Here is an 18,262-nt window from a genome sequence, read left to right as displayed (position 1 = left end):
CCGACTGTTGCAGCAGTTTATCAACCAGGGTTGTTTTACCATGGTCAACGTGGGCGATGATGGCAATATTACGCAGTTTATCTAAAGTGGTGGCGGTGACGCTCATGTATCAATATCCTCTGTGGCACTAGATGACCATAATGACCACCAGGCAAACGCTTTTAAAATGTAAAGGGCGCATATTCTACTCTTTTTTTTCAGAGAAAGACAAAATACTGCAGCGAAAGCCGCTATTTTTTTCAGCAGAGCGCTCTGGCTGTGCTAGGCTTGGCCTGAAGTCAGCGCACCAAGTTGAGGCGATAACGCACAACTTTGGTGCAAAATGGTAATCCACCTACAGTGCTTTATATCTACATCAATGATTAATAAGTATTTTATTTGTTGGCATGCAACTGGCATTTAATAGGGCAACCAACACAGTAGGTTTCAAATTGGGTCAATTGGAGGAATACATGTCTGTAGCAAAGGTTCTGGAATTAATTAAAGAAAACGACGTTAAGTTTATCGATTTGCGTTTTACCGACACCAAAGGCAAAGAGCAGCATGTTAGTGTGCCGGTTAGCCAGGTAAGCGAAGACATGTTTGAAGACGGTAAAATGTTTGATGGTTCATCTATTACCGGCTGGAAAGGCATTAACGACTCCGACATGATCCTGCTGCCAGATGCGAGTACTGCGGTGTTAGATCCGTTCTTTGAAGAAACCACTCTTAACATTACCTGTGATGTTATTGAGCCAAGCACTATGCAGGGTTACGACCGTGACCCACGTTCTATCGCTAAGCGTGCTGAAGAATACTTAAAATCAACCGGCATTGCTGATACCATATTATTTGGACCAGAGCCAGAGTTCTTTATGTTTGATGATGTGCGCTTCCATACTGATATGGCAGGCTCATTCTTTAAACTGAACTCTTCAGAAGCCGCCTGGAACTCAGGTACCGTCTACGAAGATGGCAACAAAGGTCACCGTCCTGGCGTGAAAGGTGGTTACTTCCCGTTACCACCAGTAGACTCAGGCCATGATATCCGTAGCGCCATGTGTATGGTGCTGGAAGAAATGGGTCAGGTCGTTGAAGCACATCACCATGAAGTGGCCACCGCCGGTCAGAACGAAATTGCAACCCGCTTTAATACACTGACTAAAAAAGCCGATGAAGTGCAACAGTTAAAGTACGTTATTCATAACGTTGCCCACCTGTACGGTAAAACCGCGACCTTTATGCCGAAGCCTTTAGTGGGTGATAACGGTTCAGGTATGCACTGTCACCAGTCATTGGCCAAAGACGGGGTTAACCTGTTTGCCGGTGATAAGTATGCCGGTTTATCTGAACTTGCCCTGTACTACATTGGCGGTATCATCAAGCATGCTAAGGCCATCAACGCCTTTACTAACCCGTCTACTAACTCGTACAAGCGTTTAGTACCGCATTTTGAAGCACCGGTGATGCTGGCCTATTCGGCCCGTAACCGTTCAGCCTCTATCCGTATTCCATTAGTACCCAGTGCTAAAGCGCGCCGTATTGAATGTCGCTTCCCGGATCCGGCGGCTAACCCTTACCTGGCCTTTACTGCCCAGTTAATGGCTGGCATAGATGGTATACAGAACAAGATCCACCCAGGCGATGCCATGGATAAAGATTTGTACGACTTACCTGCAGAAGAAGCAGCGAACATTCCACAGGTCTGTGTATCACTGGATGAAGCACTGAATGAGCTGGACAAAAACCGCGCTATCTTTACGAAGGGCGGCGTAATGTCAGATGCAATGATCGATGCCTATATTGCCATTAAACGTGCCGAATCACGTAAAGTGTCAATGGCTGTGCACCCACTGGAATTTGAACTGTATTACAGCGTGTAAGCGTCATCAGGTCTAACCAGAAAGCCCACATCAAGTGGGCTTTTTTTTGTAGAAATCTGCCGCAAAGCGCGTTAAAGTGTTTGAAGAATAATCAGCAAGTGTATTGCTTATGGAACTCAGACGCGGATGAAAAAGCTATTACTTTTAGCCATGTTAGGCTTAATGTTGTTGCCAGCAACAGCACAGGATAAAAAAATTTTTGTCACCCGTGACGCTAATGGCGTATTAGTGTTTTCTGACAGCCCACAAGCAGGCGCTGAAGAAGTGACACTTAACACCCGGCCTAACATTATGGTTGCCACCGATCCAAACATGCCAGAGCGTAAAGCTCCAGCGCCAGAGCCTTTTAACGTCAGCATCACCCAACCTGAAGATCACGGCACCGTTCGCGACAATACCGGCTCAGTCTATGTCAATGGTCGTATAACACCGATGTTTGAGCGTGGCCTGCGCGTAAGATTAGTAGTAGATGGTCAACCGGTCGGTGAGCCACAAAATAATGCGGTATTTATTTTACGCGATATGGATCGTGGCGAGCACAAACTACAAATGGAACTTTTTGATCAAAGCGGCAAGCTTATTGCAAACAGTCCTGTAACAACCTTTTATCTTCACAGAGCAACGGTGAATTCACCAAGATAGTGCATCTGCAGTGCATTTTGGCGCAAGCTGATCTAAACTGGCCGATAACGCACCATCTTGGTGCAACAGGGCAGACTAATGGATCAGCTAGCAACAGAACAAGCAGATTATTCTTGGGTAACCGCTCAGCTTAGTACCGCTGTGCTATTACTCGACCCGCAATTACGTATCCGTTATTTTAATACCGCCTGCTGTGCGGTACTGGGCATCGGTGAGAAACGCCTGCGCCAGCAATTGTTTGCTGCCTTGTTTCAACACCTTGATATCAAAGCAAGTCACTTAAGCTCTGCACTAAGTAGCCGCCAGGCCTTCGGCGTTAGTGATGTTCAGGCAGTGCTATTAGATGGCCGGCATTTACTGCTTGATATCAGTGTAACCGTCGCTGACGCAGCTGAGCCGCTATTGTTACTGGAAATACGTCAGGTAGAGCAGCAGCGTAAAATTAGCATGGAAAGCCTGCAGCAGCATCAGCACCTTGCTGCCCGTGAGCTTATCCGTGGCCTGGCACATGAAATTAAAAACCCCTTAGGCGGTTTACGGGGGGCAGCGCAACTGCTGGAAGAGTCGTTAGATAACGAGCAAAAAGAATACACACAATTAATTATTGCCCAGGCAGACCGGCTACGTAATCTGGTTGACCGCTTATTAGGCCCCTACAGGCCGCCACAATGCCTGCAGGCAAATCTGCATCAGGTGATAGAGCAAGTATTGCAACTGGCGTTAATAGACAACCCTACTGGCGTCAGATTTCTGCGCGATTATGATCCCAGCATTCCGGATTTTAGTTTTGACCCGGAGTTACTGGAACAAGCATTACTCAATATAGTGCGCAACGCGCAGCAAGCACTCACCGATGGTGGCAATGTCTGCCTGCAAAGCCGGATTTTGCACCAGCATACGTTACACGGCAAACGCTACCGATTAGTGGCCTGTATCAAGGTTATTGATAATGGACCCGGTATCCCCACTGACATCAAAGATACCTTGTTTTACCCCATGGTCAGTGGCAAACCAGGCGGCACTGGTCTGGGTTTATCTATCGCCCAGACCTTAATTCATCAGCAAGGTGGCTGGATTGATTGCGACAGCTGGCCGGGTCAGACTGAGTTTATTTTGTACATCCCTGTATCAGACACCGAGGAGTAAGCAATGAGTCAATCAGTATGGATAATTGACGATGATAACTCCATCCGCTGGGTACTGGAGAAAGCACTCAGCCGCGCCGAGATTATCTGTGAAAGTTTTGCGTCGGCCGATTTAATGCTGCAAAGGCTGGAATACGAACAACCCGCGGTAGTGATATCCGATATCCGCATGCCGGGTACTGATGGCATGGCGTTGCTGAGTAAATTACAGGAGCTGAGCCCAGAGCTGCCAGTAATCATTATGACCGCGCATTCAGATTTAGACAGCGCCGTTAATGCCTTTAAACGTGGCGCCTTTGAATACCTGCCTAAACCCTTTGATGTGAACGATGCGGTGTCATTGATTAGCCGGGCATTAGCACACAGCATTAGCCGTCGGCCAAAACCCTCCAGTGTCAGCCCCAGCTTATCACCGGAAATTATTGGCGAAGCCCCCGCCATGCAGGAAGTATTCAGAGCTATCGGCAGGTTGGCCCGCTCCAGTATCAGCGTGTTAATCAATGGCCAGTCTGGCACAGGTAAAGAACTGGTGGCACGAGCGCTGCACAAACATAGCCCACGGGCTGAGCAACCCTTTATTGCACTGAATATGGCGGCTATCCCGAAAGATTTAATCGAATCTGAGCTGTTTGGTCATGAAAAAGGCGCCTTTACCGGTGCCAATACGCTGCGTAAAGGGCGCTTTGAACAAGCCGATGGCGGCACGCTATTTTTGGATGAAATTGGTGACATGCCGCTGGATGTGCAAACCCGGTTATTACGGGTACTGGCCGATGGCCAGTTTTACCGTGTTGGCGGCCATCAGGCGGTCAGTGTCGATGTACGTATTATTGCTGCGACCCATCAAAATCTGGAAAATCTGGCGCAAAGCGGCAAATTCCGCGAAGATTTATTTCACCGGCTGAATGTCATTCGGGTGCATCTGCCGGCCTTAAAAGATCGCAAACAAGACATCCCCAAATTGGTGCAACACTTTTTACAGCAGGCGGCCAAAGAGCTAAATGTTGAAGCCAAAATTCTCACAACTGAAGCTGAGCAATTTTTAAGTCAGCTTGATTGGCCTGGCAATGTGCGGCAACTGGAAAATACCTGTCGCTGGCTCACCGTCATGGCCAGTGGCAAACATATCGTTGTCGCCGACTTACCAGCGGAATTAAGTCAGTCTAAACAACAGCAAGTACAACATAACGCTGAGTCCGACGGCGACTGGCAAAGTCTGCTGGCGCAATGGATCGGTGAACAACTCGCCAGTGGCGCAGAAAATATCTTAGCGCAGGCCGGGCCAGCTTTTGAAAAGGTCGTACTGGAGGAGGCGTTGCGCTTTACTCATGGTCACAAACAAGAAGCGGCCCGTCGCCTGGGCTGGGGCCGCAATACCTTAACCAGAAAACTTAAGGAGTTAGATCTTAGTTGAGTAGCGGGACTTTCTGATGGCCTGCAATTGTTGCCGCTGCTCTTCAGTCAGTATCTGCCTTAGCTGATGCTGCAGCTTTAATGCCTGTAAGCGGCGCTGCAGTTGCGCCGGCTGCTGTTGCTCCAGCCATTGCTGTACGGCTAGTTCATCAAATTGCTCAGCTTGCATTAAGGCGTTGAGCTCCTGGCGAACTGAAGGATCTTGCCACACGGAAGGCGCTTGGCCCGCTGCAGGCTCTTTACCCGCGTACTTGGCTTTGCGCTCTGCCCGGTTCTGCTGCATCAGTTGACGGATCTGCTGTTTTTGCTCGTCGGTTAAATCCAGACTCGCTAACTGCTGCATCATGTTATGACCACGCTGCCGCTTCTGACCCGCCTCTTGCTGTGCCGAGTGTCTGTGTTTCGGCTGTCTGTGCTCAGACTGCATGCTGTGGCGTTGTTTAGCTGTTTCGCTATCTTGCTGACTGACTGCCTGCACCTGTGGCACTAGTGCCAAGCCAGATAAAGATGCCATTACCAGCATTAACCTAAGTGCTTTCATACTATATACTCCGCTATTAAGACCCTTACAGCTTAGCCCCCTGAATGCAAAGCAACGCAAAGTCAGGGTAAAGGTTGTGTAAAGAACTGCCAGCAGTTTAACCTGCGCATTACACTGTAGCCTAGCCTGTTGTTGGAGCCATTATGCCGCACATTTTAATGATAGATGATGATACTGAGCTGTGTCAGCTGGTGGCTGAGTATCTGGCTATGGATGGCTTTAGCTTGCAGGCCGTGCATAATGGTAAGCAAGGGTTACTGGCGGCGCAACAAGGTCAGCAAGATTTAGTGCTGCTGGATGTAATGCTACCGGGCCTCGATGGCTTATCATTGTTAAAAGCCTTGCGTCAGCAGCGCTACTGCCCGGTGATGATGCTTACTGCCCGCGGCGATGATATTGACCGTATTTTAGGCCTGGAGCTGGGGGCAGATGATTATCTGGCTAAGCCGTTTAATCCGCGAGAACTGGTGGCGCGCATTAAAGCGATATTACGCCGGGTAGAATTAATCCAGCAAGATAACAGCACTAGCAGCCCGATATTAAGTGTCAATGGCGTCGAACTTAATAAACATAATCGCCAGGTGAGTTGCCAGCAACAGCTGCTGACACTGACCGCCACTGAATTTCAACTACTTGAGCTCTTGATGCTGCGCCATGGCGAACTGGTCAGTAAAGAAGAACTTAGTAAAAGCGTACTTGGCCGCCATTTGCAACAATATGATCGCAGCCTGGATATGCATATCAGTAATATCCGCAAAAAACTGGCACACTGTTCTGAGCAGGACAAAATTCAAACCCTGCGGGGCAGTGGCTATTTATTTTTATCGGGGCCAGCATGACCCCCGCTCAGCGCTGGAACCCATTTAATTACTTAGCTGGCCGAATTTTTTTATGGTTTTGGCTGGTATTGCTGCTCACCGTCAGTCTGACGCTGGTTATTTCAAGCCAATTACGTGATGAGACTGACATACGCCGTCTGCCAATACCGGTGGTACAGCAAATACGGCAGCAAATCAGTCAGCAGCTGGTCAATACCGACAACAGCCAACAGTTGCTGGAAAAGTTGCAACAACGTGACCCCGATCGCTGGATTCTGGTGCAAACTGATACTCAACAAGTGTTAAATCCCTCTGCGTTGCCGCGACACTTTGATCAGCACTGGCTAACCGAGTTGACCCCCCTTAACCGCCCCCGTCTGTTGCGCCATCGTCATACTTATCTGGCCGGCCCTTTTTTACTGACCCTTAATAACGAACCATTAGCGCTATACCATAAACGTCAGCGCCCCAGTCAACCCTGGTGGCGGCTGAATAGTTTATCTGAGCCCTTATTGTTCTTATTATTGTTAGCTATCTCAGCTGCAGCGAGCTTACTGCTGGCGATGTCAATTTCACGGCCGTTACGTGAACTGTTGCAACAAAACCTGCAGTTTGCCGCAGGTAAATTACACAGCAGAGTCACTAAGCTGGCCAAGCGACAGGATGAGTTGGGGCAACTGGGGCAAAGCTTTAATACTATGGCTGAGCGCATCAGCGCCCTGATGGAAAACCAGCAGCGTCTGCTGCGCGATGTCTCCCACGAACTGCGCTCCCCGCTGGCTCGTGCACAACTGGCGCTGGGGCTGGCTGAACGCCAGCAAGACTGGCAGCAACTGCCGAGATTAAAGCAAGAACTAGAGCGGCTAGAGCAATTACTGGAAGAATTACTGACTTTTTCAAAATTAGATGCCGGCCAATATCAGCTGCAATTTGCGCCTTGCGATCTGGTAGCCTTAGTACAAGAAGTGATGGAGGTGAACCAGCTGGAAGCGGATACCAAACAGCTGCAATTGCAATTACACAGCCCGGTTGAACTCTGGTTAACGGCTGACAGCCGTTTGCTGGGACGGGCCATTGAAAACATCATCCGTAATGCCATTAAATATAGCCCTGAGCATAGTGCGATCCGCTGCCAGTTGCAGCAACAGGGCAAAGCTGTTTTGCTGCAGGTAAGGGATCAAGGGCCAGGCCTGCCCATAGATCAACTTGACGCAATTTTTGAGCCCTTTTACCGGGTGAGTCAAAGCCGTGATAACCAAAGTGGCGGCACTGGCCTTGGCCTGGCCATCGTATCAAAAATTATCTGCCAACACGGTGGCCAGGCCAGTGCTCACTTACCCGAATCAGGTGGGCTCTGTATAGCGTGCCTGCTGCCAGTAACTGAAGGACAACACTCTTGACTAACACCAAAGGTTTTCCTGAATTACAGGCGATGGGCAGCGAACAACAGTTAGCCCAGCGCTGGCACAATGAACTGCAACCGTTTTGGCAGCAACTGCAGCATCAGCAACTGCAAAGCTTTGATAACCGCAGTTTGTATTATCATTTTCACCGGCCGGCACAAGCCAGCACCGCGATCATTATTAGTAGTGGTCGTATTGAAACAGCGATTAAATATAGCGAGCTGATGTTCGACCTGGTCAGCGCAGGCTATGCCGTCTACATTGTGGATCATCGCGGCCAGGGTCAGTCTGAGCGACTGCTGGCCGATCGACAAAAAGGCTATGTCGGGCACTTTTCGGATTACCAACGCGATCTCAACCAGTTTGTCCAACAGATTGTACTGCCATCTGGCCATCAGCGGCATCTGCTGTTATGTCATTCTATGGGTGCGGCTATCGCCTGTTACCCACCCATAGCTCCGGCCATAGATGCACTTATTTTATGCTCACCAATGTTTGGTATTCATACCGGCATAGTACCAACACGGCTGGCCGAAACAATGTGTTTGCATCTTGCGCGCATAGAACATGGCTGGCCGGGTCGCCAGCACGGCTTTTTACCCGGTCAGGGACCTTATCGTGCGAAACACTTTGCTGGCAACCCGCTGACCCAAAGTGAGGCTCGCTTAGCCTGGATGCAGCAACTGTATCGCGATTATCCCGACCTGCAACTTGGCGGCGTAACGCTGCATTGGCTTAGTGAGGCTATTATGGCGATGCGTCTGCTGCAACACAGTGCGGCACAGCTGACTACGCCGGTTTTGTTACTGCAGGCCGCCGCAGATAAGATTGTCAGCAACAGCGCCCAGGATAGGTGGTTTGCGCGATTACCGCAGACCTTACTGCGGCAAAAAGTCACGCTAGCAGGCGCCCGTCATGAAATTCTGATGGAAACCGACCCCATCCGGCAGCAGGCCTTTGCCGCCATTAATCAGTTTCTGACACAACTGGACTCGCTATAGCTATGCCCAGCGGCGAGTTAACTGCCGCCAATAAAATCATGTTGCCGCCAGGCTTCGTAGCTAACAATAGCCACGGTATTTGCCAAATTCAGGCTACGAGCTCCGGGTTGCATCGGCACCCTGATGCGCAGTGTTTCCGGAATAGTCTGACGCACCTCCTCAGACAACCCTGCTGTTTCAGAGCCAAACAACAACACGTCATCCGCTAAGTACTCTACTTGCTGATAGGGTCGGCTGCCTTTAGTGGTCAGCGCAATAATACGCCGCCCCGCCATCGCTGCGCTAAAGGCAGCATAGTCGGCATAGCGGCTTACCCGCGCCAGGTCATGATAATCGAGGCCGGCCCGGCGCAGCTTTTTTTCTTCAAAATCGAAGCCCATAGGCTCTATGATATGCAACTGACAACCGGTATTGGCCGCCAGCCTGATAATATTTCCTGTGTTGGGGGCAATTTGTGGCTCAAATAATGCCAGATGAAACATCGTGTTAGATCCTTTTATGGCGATAATAAAGCTAATTTTCGCTATTTTGCATGAAATTATACTAAAAAATACTCACATATAATGCTAATCAACGTTTGCCTTTTGCGTCGAAAGCTAGCTATATTTAAAAATGATCTGTTTGTTAATTTACACAAGGACGTTACCATTATGCCACTGCTTAGCTGGCTGCCTGTGATCATGTTGCTGCCTGCCAGCGCTATACCTCTCAGTACACCATCAGTCAATCTGTGGCAAATGCCTGTTTTTTTGTTGCTACTGGCATTGCTCAGTGTTTCGCTATTGGTATTATTATCGCAGTTAGTCAAAAAACAACAGCAAATAGAGCAACAACAACAGGCATTAAATTATACCCTTGAGCAGACGCCTGGTTTAGTAGCCATTTTTGACGCTGAATTACAGCTAGTGCGCACTAGCCAAAGTCTGCAACAGTTACTGAACCATCATGGCGCTAAAGGCACACAAATACCCTGGTATCAAGACAGTGCCTGTCTACAGCACGCTGGCCCGCTGCTGCGAGAACAACTACAACAACAAGTCAGCTGGCAAGGATCACTGTGGCTGGGAACTGCTCAACATACTGCCGCCTTAATCGTTTCTATCAACAGAATTGACTACCAGGCCACTAAGCAGTATTTGCTGGTCGGCCATGATATGACTGAACAATGGCAGAGCCAACAGCTGCAACATAATTTGTTAAGCCGGGACCCACTGACTGGCTTACCTAATGCCAGTATTTTTGACGAGCAACTAAAATATGCTATTGCCAGCTGCAATGACAGCAATCCACAACTGGCGGTACTTTTTATCAAATTAAGTTTTACGCTGGCAGAACAGGCAATTCAACCCAGCTTCGATCACACTGAGTTAATTGCTACTACCGGTCAACGTATCAGGCAACTCACCCCTGCTCAAATGCTGGTTGCGCGTTTCAGTGATGACAGCTTTATGATCCTGGTACCACCTCACTTATGCAAAGAAGATTGTAACATCGCCCTTAACCGGCTGGCACATAAAATTGTCTTCGGCGCCACCGAACAAGCCTCACAACCTTCAGCTTTACGGGTTCATATAGGGCTAAGTATTTATCCCATAGATGCCGGTGATCATAACAGTCTATGCAGCAGCGCCATCAAGGCGGCGCAACTGGCCGAAAAAACCGGAAAAAACAGTATTCAGTTTGCTAATACCCGCTATCAACAATTGGCTCCGGAATTTTTATTACTCGAAACCGAACTATACCGCAGTGCTGCCCAAGGCGAGTTTGACGTGTATTTTCAGCCGCAAATCAGTATCAGCAGTAACAGAGTCGTCGGCTACGAGGCACTCTTGCGCTGGCATAGCCCAAAACGAGGCGTATTACTACCCGCTATTTTTTTATCACTAGCAGATGAGACCGGCTTGATTGTCAGCTTGGATCGGATCGTCTTTAAAAAGGTCTGTGAACAAGTAAAATACTGGCAGCAAACCGGCTTAAACCGCGGCCGCGTGGCCATTAACATTTCTACGCTACAGTTCCAGCAGGCTGATTTTATTGCTTTCTTGCAGCAGCAACTGCAGCGACACGAGCTGTCGGCAAGCCTGTTTGAACTGGAGTTATCTGAAGACATCTTCCGCCAGCCAGCTGACAGTGTGCAACAAAAATTACAACAGTTGAATCAACTGGGCTTTGGCTTAACGCTGGACAGATTTGGCGAAGGCATATCTTCTTTAAATCATCTGCGTAATTTCCCATTACACAGCCTGAAAATTGCCCCGGGTTTAGCGCGTGATATGGAGCATAATGAACAACAACGTAATATTACCGCCAGCTTAATTCGCCTGGCCGGTTACTTACAATTGGAAGTGATAGCCTGCGGCGTTGAAACCGAAATGCAGGCTTATTTGTTACATGTAATGGGCTGTGACAAATTACAGGGGCACTTATTCAGCAAAGCCTTGCCTGCCAGCGAGGTACCGGCGCTACTGGCCAAAGAAAACAAGTTATTTAAAAAAGCGGTGAGTTAATTGAGGCGCTGCTAAATAAAAGGCGGTTAATGACGATACGGCTGAGGTGGATTAGTTGCTCTCGTCACGTTTTTCGCGGCCAAGTAAATCCAGTGCGGCTGGTTTTACCGCTTTGCCCTCGTACAACACCTGATATAACTGCTCAGTGATCGGCATTTCCACACCCACCCGACGCGCTAAGTTGTAAACTTCTTTGGTATTGCGGTAGCCCTCCACCACCTGACCAATACTACTGATAGCTTCGGCTACCCCCATGCCTTGCCCTAACAACAGGCCAAAACGACGGTTACGCGACTGGTTATCAGTGCAGGTCAGCACCAGATCGCCCAAGCCTGCCATACCCATAAAGGTATCTTTTTGGGCACCCATAGCGCAGCCCAAACGACACATTTCTGCTAAACCACGAGTAATTAAAGCAGTACGGGCATTGGCACCAAAACCTATACCATCAGCCATACCTGCGCCTATAGCAATGACGTTTTTAACCGCGCCACCTAATTGCACGCCAATAAAGTCTGGGTTGGTATACACCCGAAAACTTTTTGCACAGTGTAACAAGTTAGATAATTCATTGATAAAAAGCATATCAGTAGACGATAACGAAATAGCTGTAGGCAAACCCGCCGCCATTTCTTTAGCGAAAGTAGGGCCCGATAATACGGCTAATGGGATATGCTCACCCAGAATATCGCGCGCCACATCTTGCAGCAGGCGGCCGGTTTCCGGCTCCAAGCCCTTAGTAGCCCAGGCTATCCTGGCATTGGCCGCCAGCAACGGCTTTAACTGACGCAAGGTATCAGCAAAGGCGTGGCTGGGCACCACCACCAGAATATCACGACTAGCAGCAACTGCCGCCGCCAGATCTGAGGTCAGTTGTAAGCTGGGCGGCAGCTTAATATCAGGTAAATATTTCTGATTAGCACCCTCGTGCTGCATCAGCGCAATCTCAGCTGTATTGCGCCCCCACAGCGTAATAGCGTTACCATTTCGTGCCAGACATATCGCCAGCGCGGTGCCATAAGACCCCGCGCCTAAAACCGTAATGGCAGATGGCTTAAGCATTTAAGCGTTCAGCTGCTGAGTTTCTGCCTGACGCTGCTGTAAATATTGTGCAAAAAGGGCATCAAAATTTACCGGCGCCAGGTTTAACTGCGGGAAGGTGCCACGATTAACCAGGCTGGATACTGCTTCGCGAGCATAAGGGAACAAAATGTTTGGGCAGAATGCCGCTAACATATGCGCCATTTGTTGCTCTTCCAATTGGCCAATTGAGAAGATACCGGCTTGTTGCACTTCACATAAGAAAGCGGTTTCTTCACCCACGGTAGTAGTAACAGTTAGTGATAACACTACCTGAAAAGTGCTTTCATCCAGTTTTTCGCTACGGGTGTCCAGGTCCAGTTTTACTTCTGGCTTCCACTCTTTACGGAAAATTGCCGGGGCATTTGGCGCTTCAAATGAAATGTCTTTTACAAAAATACGCTGAATAGCAAATTGTAAACCCTGGTTTTCTTGCTCTGCTGCAACACCGTTTGCTTGTTGTTCGGCCATGATAATTCCTAATTAAAAATATAAAGTTATGCTACTAGTTAAACGTCTAGTTATGCTACTAACAATGGATCAAGCTTGCCCATGGCGTCCAGCGCCAGCAAGTCGTCACATCCACCGACATGAAGTGTACCAATAAATATTTGTGGCACTGTGCTGCGGCCATTGGCTTTGGCAATCATTTCAGCGCGCCGTTCAGGTTGCTGGTCAATGCGTATTTCATCAAAGGCCACCTGCTTTTGTGTTAATAAGGCTTTTGCCCGCACACAATAAGGACAATAATCTTTGCTGTAAATAGTGACGGCTGCCATCATTACCTCTTTGCTTTAACGACTGGCAAGCTGGCAGAAGTCCAGGCTCCCATACCACCCTGCAGCACTGATACCTTAGTAAAGCCTTGTTTCATTAAGGCCGCTGCCGCCTTCTGGGCTGTCATACCCACTTGGCATACGACAATAATGGGCGCGTCTTTCTGTTTTTCAAGGTCAGCCGGTGCTTGTTTTTGCAACTCAGCACTATCTGCATGCCGGGCACCGGTAATATGGCCTTTTTTATAATCTTCAATACCGCGAATATCCAGCACAGTAGCATCTTCCCGATTCACTAATAAGGTGAGTTGTGTCGGAGAAAGCTGGGTGATCGGCGATAAGCGGGCTTTGATCCAGCTGCCGATCAGTAACACAAAAATCACCAGCCACAGCAGGCTGAGAATAGGATTATTTGAGATAAATTCAATATACTGCGCCATAACCTTTCTTTCTTCTGTTGAAACCCAAGTCAGCCATGAGTATACCGATTTTCAAATCAGGACACAGCAAAAACCATATCAGCATGGAAATTTCGACGATAAGCGGTGCATTGTTACTGGAGATATCAGCAGAAAACGGTAAGATAAGGCCTTGTTTTTTATTGTCGGCAATTCTGAAGTGGAGCCCTTATGCAACAGCCTAAAAAACCCCTGGTGTTACTGATTCTGGATGGCTGGGGCTATCGGGAGCAAACCGACAGCAATGCTATTGCTCAGGCGAATACTCCAGTGATGGATAAGCTGTGGCAAGACTACCCCCATAGCTTAATTTCCGGCTCAGGCCTGGATGTCGGCTTACCCGATGGGCAAATGGGCAACTCGGAAGTGGGTCATGTCAACCTCGGCTCTGGCCGCGTGGTATATCAGGACTTTACCCGCATCACCAAGGCTATCTCAGATGGCGATTTTTTTACTAACACTGTGTTAGTTAAGGCCGCAAAAGACGCTGCCGCCAATAACAAGGCAGTACATATCATGGGGCTGTTGTCTGAGGGCGGGGTGCATAGCCATCAGCAGCATTTACTGGCGATGATTAAGCTGGCCGAGCAGCAAGGCGTTAAGCGTATTTACCTGCATGCTTTTTTAGATGGCCGCGATACGCCGCCGCGCAGTGCTGCCAGCAGTATCGCCTTGTTTGAGCAGCATTTTGCCGAATCTGGCTCAGGCCAGATAGCCTCTATCGTCGGCCGTTATTTTGCCATGGACCGCGATAAGCGCTGGGATCGTGTGCAGCAAGCTTACGACCTGATTACCCAGGGCAACGCAGCATATCAATGTCAAACGGCGACTGAGGCCTTACAGCAAGCCTATGCGCGCGACGAGAACGACGAGTTTGTTAAAGCCAGCGCGATTTTAGATGCGCAAGGCCAGCCAATAGCACTGGACGACGGTGACAGCCTGGTATTTATGAATTTTCGTGCTGACAGAGCCCGTCAGTTCAGCCTGGCCTTTACCGACGATGCCTTTGATGGCTTTGTACGCCAGCAGCGCCCGGCCCTGGGCCACTTTGTCATGCTAACCGAATACGCCAAAAACATTAAAGGTGAGGTGGCTTTTGCGCCAGAGAGCCTGAACAACGTATTAGGTGAGTGGCTGGCTAAGCATCAAAAAACCCAGTTGCGGATTTCTGAAACGGAAAAGTATGCCCATGTCACCTTTTTCTTTAGTGGTGGCCGCGAGCAGGTGTTCGACGGCGAGCAACGCATTTTAGTGCCCTCGCCGCAGGTCGCCACTTATGATCTGCAGCCCGAGATGAGTTCAGAGGAGCTGACCGATAAACTGGTTGCAGCCATTCATGGTGGTGACTTTGATGTCATTATTTGCAACTACCCCAATGGTGACATGGTAGGCCACACCGGCGTGATGAGTGCGGCCATCAAGGCAGTAGAAGCCGTGGATAGCTGTATTGGCCGGGTGGTAGCGGCGCTTACTGAGGTAGGCGGCGAGTGTTTGATCACTGCCGATCACGGTAATGCCGAACAAATGCAAGACGCTGAATCTGGTCAGGCTCACACCGCTCACACCAGTGGCCCGGTACCGTTGATTTATGTTGGCCGACCGGCAGAGGCCATTGAGGGCGGCATACTCAGCGATATCGCCCCCACTATGCTGCATCTGCTAGGCATGGACACACCGGCAGAAATGACCGGTAAAGTTCTGATGCAACTGCGCTAAATGAAGTTATTGTTGCCGCTATTGCCGCTGCTGCTGTTCACTATTGGCAGCATCAGCAGCCCGCTGCATGCTCAGGTTGAACAGCAAGAGCTGGAGCAGGTGCAACAGCAAATTAAACTGACAGAGCAACAGCTGCGTCAGCAACAGCAGCAATTAGAACAGGCAGAGCAAGCGCTGCAACAGGCCGATCGGGAACTGGCGACGGCGGTAACAGAACTTAACCGCAGCCGGGCACAGCAAAGTGCGCTGCAGCAACGCGAAGCTGAGCTGAAGCAACAGCAGCAAACCTTGCAACAGAGCTTTGATAGCCAGCAAGCGATACTGGCAGAGCAGCTAAAAAGTGCCTATAGCCTGGGCCAGCATGACTATACCCGCTTATTGTTAAACCAGCAGGATGCGGCAAAACTGGAGCGGGTACTGACTTATTACCAGTATTTTAACCGCGCCAGAATGCAGCAATTAGCGCAAATTCAGCAAACGGTGACTGAGCTACAGCAGGTAGCAGAGCAATTAGCCGAGCAACAACAGCAACTGGCCATCACCTTGCAGCAGTTACAACAACAGCAGCAACAACTAAGCAGTGCCCGCGCAGCGCAGCAAAGCTCGGTGACTAAGTTACAGAAAGTACTAAAAGATCAGGGTACCCAGCTTAGCTATTTACGAAATAACGAAAGCAGCCTACAGGCCACCATTGAGCAGTTACAGCGTCAGGCCATGCAGCAGCGCGAGTTGACCGGTTTAACGGCAGTAAAAGGTCAGTTACGCTGGCCGTTAGCCGGGCGCTTAAGTCAGCGCTTTGGCGAGCGGCGTCAGGGCGGCATGCAGGCGCGGGGCGTTATTATTCAGGCTACAGCCGGAGCGCAGGTACAAGCCATTGCCGATGGCCGGGTGATCTATGCCGACTGGCTAAAAGGCTATGGCTGGGTCATAGTGCTGGACCACGGCGCCGGCTTTATGAGCTTGTACGGCCATAATCAAAATTTATTAAAGCAACCCGGCGATAATATCGCCGCCGGCGAAGCGATAGCCTTAGCAGGCGTTAGCGGTGGCCAGGCCGAAGCAGGGCTATATTTTGAAATCCGCGAAAAAGGCGAAGCCGTTAACCCCCTCCCCTGGCTTACCCGCAGTAACTAGCCGTTATGGTTCGAGCTATAGTTTGTGAAGATCCGTCAGGGTTTTCCGACGGGGGTCAGGCCTTGCTTTTTGCATTCAAACTGCAGCGTTTCAAATCAATGCAAAATACAAGGCCTGACCCCACTGCACAACAGCAGATGTGAGACAGAAAATCGTAATATTTACATTATATTGCCAATAAAATTTCATTAAAAGCCCCGGCATTACACTGTTTATTTACCGAGCGGCTTACTTAAGGTACAGGCTGATATTGAAGGCTCATGCGCAGCAGAAGGCTTGGATGCAGACGGTTGAAAACAATGGTTAAAAAAGGTTGCGACTACTGGCTTCTTAAGCCAATATACGGCAAATCTGAATTAAAAAAATTGGCTTGTTACCGTAAAGGATGACCTAGCGTGCGCTGTGTTTTATTACTGCTGAGCAGCTTGATGCTGTGCTACGGCTCAGAGGCTGCGGCGGCTAAACCGAAAATTGCCATCATTATTGATGATATTGGCTACCAGAAGGCCGATTTAAAGCTGGTTGAACTGCCCTATGCACTGACGTTTTCAGTATTGCCGCATACTCCTTATGGCCAACGCTCAGCGCAAATTGCTTTTTCCCGCAACAAAGACGTGATGCTGCATATGCCGATGGAAGCCAGTAATGGCAAAAGTCTCGGCCCTGGCGCTCTTACCAGTACTATGGATAAAGTAGCAGTACAACATAGCTTACAGCAGGCGCTGGCTGATATTCCTTATGCTATTGGCATCAATAACCATATGGGCAGCTTGTTTACCGCGCTGGATCAGCCGATGGCCTGGACCATGGAATACCTGCAGCGGCGGCAATTATTTTTTGTCGACAGCCTGACCACACCACACAGCAAAGCCAACCATTATGCGCAGCAGTATGGCGTTACCGCGCTACGTCGCCATGTATTTTTAGATAATGATTTATCAGAAGAAGCCATGGAGCGGCAGTTCCAGCAATTATTGCAGATCGCCCGGCGCCATCAGGTGGCCATTGCCATCGGCCATCCGTACCCGCAAACCTATCAGTTTTTGCGCAAACGTTTAGCCACACTGGCCGCTGAGGGTATAGAGTTGGTGGGCATTTCTGCGATACTGCCGCAAGAGCATGATGTGGTCGCCGCCGGTTTTACCGCCCCGGCTATTGCTGCCCCAAACTAAACCCCTCTAATCTCAGATATAAAAAAACCTGCCGCAGCAGGTTTTTTTGCTATTGCAGTTAGCTTAACGCGGCCTGCAATTTTTTCATTGCATTTTTTTCCAGCTGCCGCACCCGCTCAGCCGATACCTGATAGCGCTCTGCCAGCTCTTGTAACGTTAGCTTGTTATTATCTAACCAACGTGCCCGCACTATATCCTGGCTGCGGTCATCCAGCGTACGCATCGCCGCCTGTAAACGCTCAGCTGCAGCATTATCCCACTGGTTTTCTTCTACCTGATTCGCCAGATCGGAGGCTTTATCTTCTAAATAATAGGCCGGCGCAGTGTAAGCCGACTCGTCATCTTCATCTGGCGCATCAAACGGCATATCGTAATTGCTCATACGTGATTCCATCTCACGTACTTCATGCTCAGCCACACCCAGTGACTGGGCGACATTCGCCACTTCGTCCTGATTGAACCAACCTAAATGTTTTTTGGCTTTACGCAGATTAAAGAACAACTTGCGTTGCGCTTTCGTGGTAGCAATTTTGACTATGCGCCAGTTTTTCAGCACATACTCATGAATTTCTGCTTTAATCCAGTGCACCGCAA

The 18,262-nt window shown here is 49.3% G+C and carries 19 protein-coding genes; 11 read left to right on the top strand and 8 right to left on the bottom strand.

Annotation, left to right across the window (positions count from 1 at the left end; all coding sequences use genetic code 11):
• Nucleotides 1–106: GTP-binding protein (locus V7D78_RS12840; RefSeq protein WP_333608852.1), on the bottom strand; the 106-nt coding region annotated here is incomplete at its 3' end.
• A 346-nt stretch (nucleotides 107–452) separates the two neighbouring features.
• Between V7D78_RS12840 and glnA the strand changes: the two genes are divergently transcribed.
• The 4 genes from glnA (at nucleotide 453) to glnG (ending at nucleotide 5,063) form a co-directional block, all read left to right on the top strand.
• Nucleotides 453–1,862 (top strand): glutamate--ammonia ligase, encoded by a 1,410-nt coding sequence (glnA, locus tag V7D78_RS12835; RefSeq protein ID WP_333608850.1) that lies wholly within the window; start codon nucleotides 453–455, stop codon nucleotides 1,860–1,862.
• A gap of 126 nt (nucleotides 1,863–1,988) precedes the next feature.
• The gene (locus V7D78_RS12830) at nucleotides 1,989–2,504 is read left to right on the top strand and encodes a DUF4124 domain-containing protein (RefSeq protein ID WP_333608849.1); all 516 of its coding nucleotides are present in this window, start codon (nucleotides 1,989–1,991) and stop codon (nucleotides 2,502–2,504) included.
• Nucleotides 2,505–2,582: 78 nt separating this feature from the next.
• A complete protein-coding gene (glnL, locus tag V7D78_RS12825; protein ID WP_333608848.1) occupies nucleotides 2,583–3,650 on the top strand; it encodes a nitrogen regulation protein NR(II) in 1,068 nt (355 codons plus the stop codon).
• Nucleotides 3,651–3,653: 3 nt separating this feature from the next.
• Nucleotides 3,654–5,063 carry a nitrogen regulation protein NR(I) gene (glnG, locus tag V7D78_RS12820; RefSeq protein ID WP_333608847.1) on the top strand — a complete coding sequence of 470 codons (1,410 nt, stop codon included), beginning with the start codon at nucleotides 3,654–3,656 and terminating at the stop codon, nucleotides 5,061–5,063.
• Here glnG and V7D78_RS12815 read toward each other — a convergent pair.
• Nucleotides 5,049–5,603, bottom strand: a complete 555-nt coding sequence (locus V7D78_RS12815) for a Spy/CpxP family protein refolding chaperone (protein ID WP_333608846.1) — start codon at nucleotides 5,601–5,603, stop codon at nucleotides 5,049–5,051. The two genes, glnG and V7D78_RS12815, sit on opposite strands and share 15 nt — an antisense overlap.
• A gap of 143 nt (nucleotides 5,604–5,746) precedes the next feature.
• Here V7D78_RS12815 and V7D78_RS12810 point away from each other — a divergent pair, with 143 nt between their 5' ends.
• The 3 genes from V7D78_RS12810 to V7D78_RS12800 are packed head-to-tail and all read left to right on the top strand — an operon-like array spanning nucleotide 5,747 to nucleotide 8,825.
• Nucleotides 5,747–6,442: a response regulator transcription factor gene (locus V7D78_RS12810; protein ID WP_333608845.1), complete on the top strand. Its 696-nt coding sequence runs from the start codon at nucleotides 5,747–5,749 to the stop codon at nucleotides 6,440–6,442.
• Entirely contained in the window at nucleotides 6,439–7,821 is a 1,383-nt protein-coding gene (locus V7D78_RS12805) for an ATP-binding protein (RefSeq protein WP_333608844.1), read from the top strand. Before V7D78_RS12810 ends, V7D78_RS12805 begins: the two co-directional genes overlap by 4 nt.
• On the top strand, nucleotides 7,818–8,825 hold the full coding sequence (locus tag V7D78_RS12800) for an alpha/beta fold hydrolase (protein WP_333608843.1): 1,008 nt from the start codon (nucleotides 7,818–7,820) through the stop codon (nucleotides 8,823–8,825). Before V7D78_RS12805 ends, V7D78_RS12800 begins: the two co-directional genes overlap by 4 nt.
• Nucleotides 8,826–8,842: 17 nt before the next feature.
• Here the strand turns inward: V7D78_RS12800 and V7D78_RS12795 are convergent, their stop codons facing one another.
• Entirely contained in the window at nucleotides 8,843–9,307 is a 465-nt protein-coding gene (locus V7D78_RS12795) for a tRNA (cytidine(34)-2'-O)-methyltransferase (RefSeq protein WP_333608842.1), read from the bottom strand.
• A 168-nt stretch (nucleotides 9,308–9,475) separates the two neighbouring features.
• Here V7D78_RS12795 and V7D78_RS12790 point away from each other — a divergent pair, with 168 nt between their 5' ends.
• Nucleotides 9,476–11,332 (top strand): putative bifunctional diguanylate cyclase/phosphodiesterase, encoded by a 1,857-nt coding sequence (locus V7D78_RS12790; protein WP_333608841.1) that lies wholly within the window; start codon nucleotides 9,476–9,478, stop codon nucleotides 11,330–11,332.
• Between the two features lie 51 nt (nucleotides 11,333–11,383).
• Here V7D78_RS12790 and gpsA read toward each other — a convergent pair whose 3' ends face one another.
• From gpsA to V7D78_RS12770, 4 genes are read right to left on the bottom strand one after another with little or no spacing between them, the layout of a single operon-like run.
• Nucleotides 11,384–12,394, bottom strand: a complete 1,011-nt coding sequence (gene gpsA, locus V7D78_RS12785; RefSeq protein ID WP_333608840.1) for an NAD(P)H-dependent glycerol-3-phosphate dehydrogenase — start codon at nucleotides 12,392–12,394, stop codon at nucleotides 11,384–11,386.
• Nucleotides 12,395–12,883: a protein-export chaperone SecB gene (secB, locus tag V7D78_RS12780; protein ID WP_333608839.1), complete on the bottom strand. Its 489-nt coding sequence runs from the start codon at nucleotides 12,881–12,883 to the stop codon at nucleotides 12,395–12,397.
• 50 nt (nucleotides 12,884–12,933) lie between these two features.
• A complete protein-coding gene (grxC, locus tag V7D78_RS12775; protein WP_442886531.1) occupies nucleotides 12,934–13,194 on the bottom strand; it encodes a glutaredoxin 3 in 261 nt (86 codons plus the stop codon).
• Nucleotides 13,194–13,628, bottom strand: a complete 435-nt coding sequence (locus V7D78_RS12770; RefSeq protein WP_333608838.1) for a rhodanese-like domain-containing protein — start codon at nucleotides 13,626–13,628, stop codon at nucleotides 13,194–13,196. The genes grxC and V7D78_RS12770 overlap by 1 nt, the downstream gene beginning before the upstream one ends.
• Nucleotides 13,629–13,817: 189 nt before the next feature.
• Between V7D78_RS12770 and gpmM the strand changes: the two genes are divergently transcribed.
• The 3 genes from gpmM to V7D78_RS12755 all read left to right on the top strand — a co-directional run bounded on the left by gpmM (nucleotide 13,818) and on the right by V7D78_RS12755 (nucleotide 17,668).
• Entirely contained in the window at nucleotides 13,818–15,362 is a 1,545-nt protein-coding gene (gpmM, locus tag V7D78_RS12765; protein WP_333608837.1) for a 2,3-bisphosphoglycerate-independent phosphoglycerate mutase, read from the top strand.
• Nucleotides 15,363–16,496, top strand: a complete 1,134-nt coding sequence (locus V7D78_RS12760; protein ID WP_333608836.1) for a murein hydrolase activator EnvC family protein — start codon at nucleotides 15,363–15,365, stop codon at nucleotides 16,494–16,496. It abuts the gene before it with no gap.
• Between the two features lie 395 nt (nucleotides 16,497–16,891).
• On the top strand, nucleotides 16,892–17,668 hold the full coding sequence (locus V7D78_RS12755) for a divergent polysaccharide deacetylase family protein (RefSeq protein ID WP_333608835.1): 777 nt from the start codon (nucleotides 16,892–16,894) through the stop codon (nucleotides 17,666–17,668).
• Nucleotides 17,669–17,726: 58 nt separating this feature from the next.
• On the opposite strand, the gene V7D78_RS12750 is transcribed toward V7D78_RS12755, so the two are convergent.
• A partial coding sequence (locus V7D78_RS12750) for an RNA polymerase factor sigma-32 (RefSeq protein WP_333608834.1) occupies nucleotides 17,727–18,262 on the bottom strand: 536 nt, incomplete at its 5' end.

Origin of the sequence: Arsukibacterium sp. (genome assembly GCF_036735525.1) — a bacterium.
Classification (GTDB): domain Bacteria; phylum Pseudomonadota; class Gammaproteobacteria; order Enterobacterales; family Alteromonadaceae; genus Alishewanella.
The sequence above is the reverse complement of the archived record's forward strand: the minus strand, read 5'-3'. Positions and strand labels throughout refer to the sequence as shown.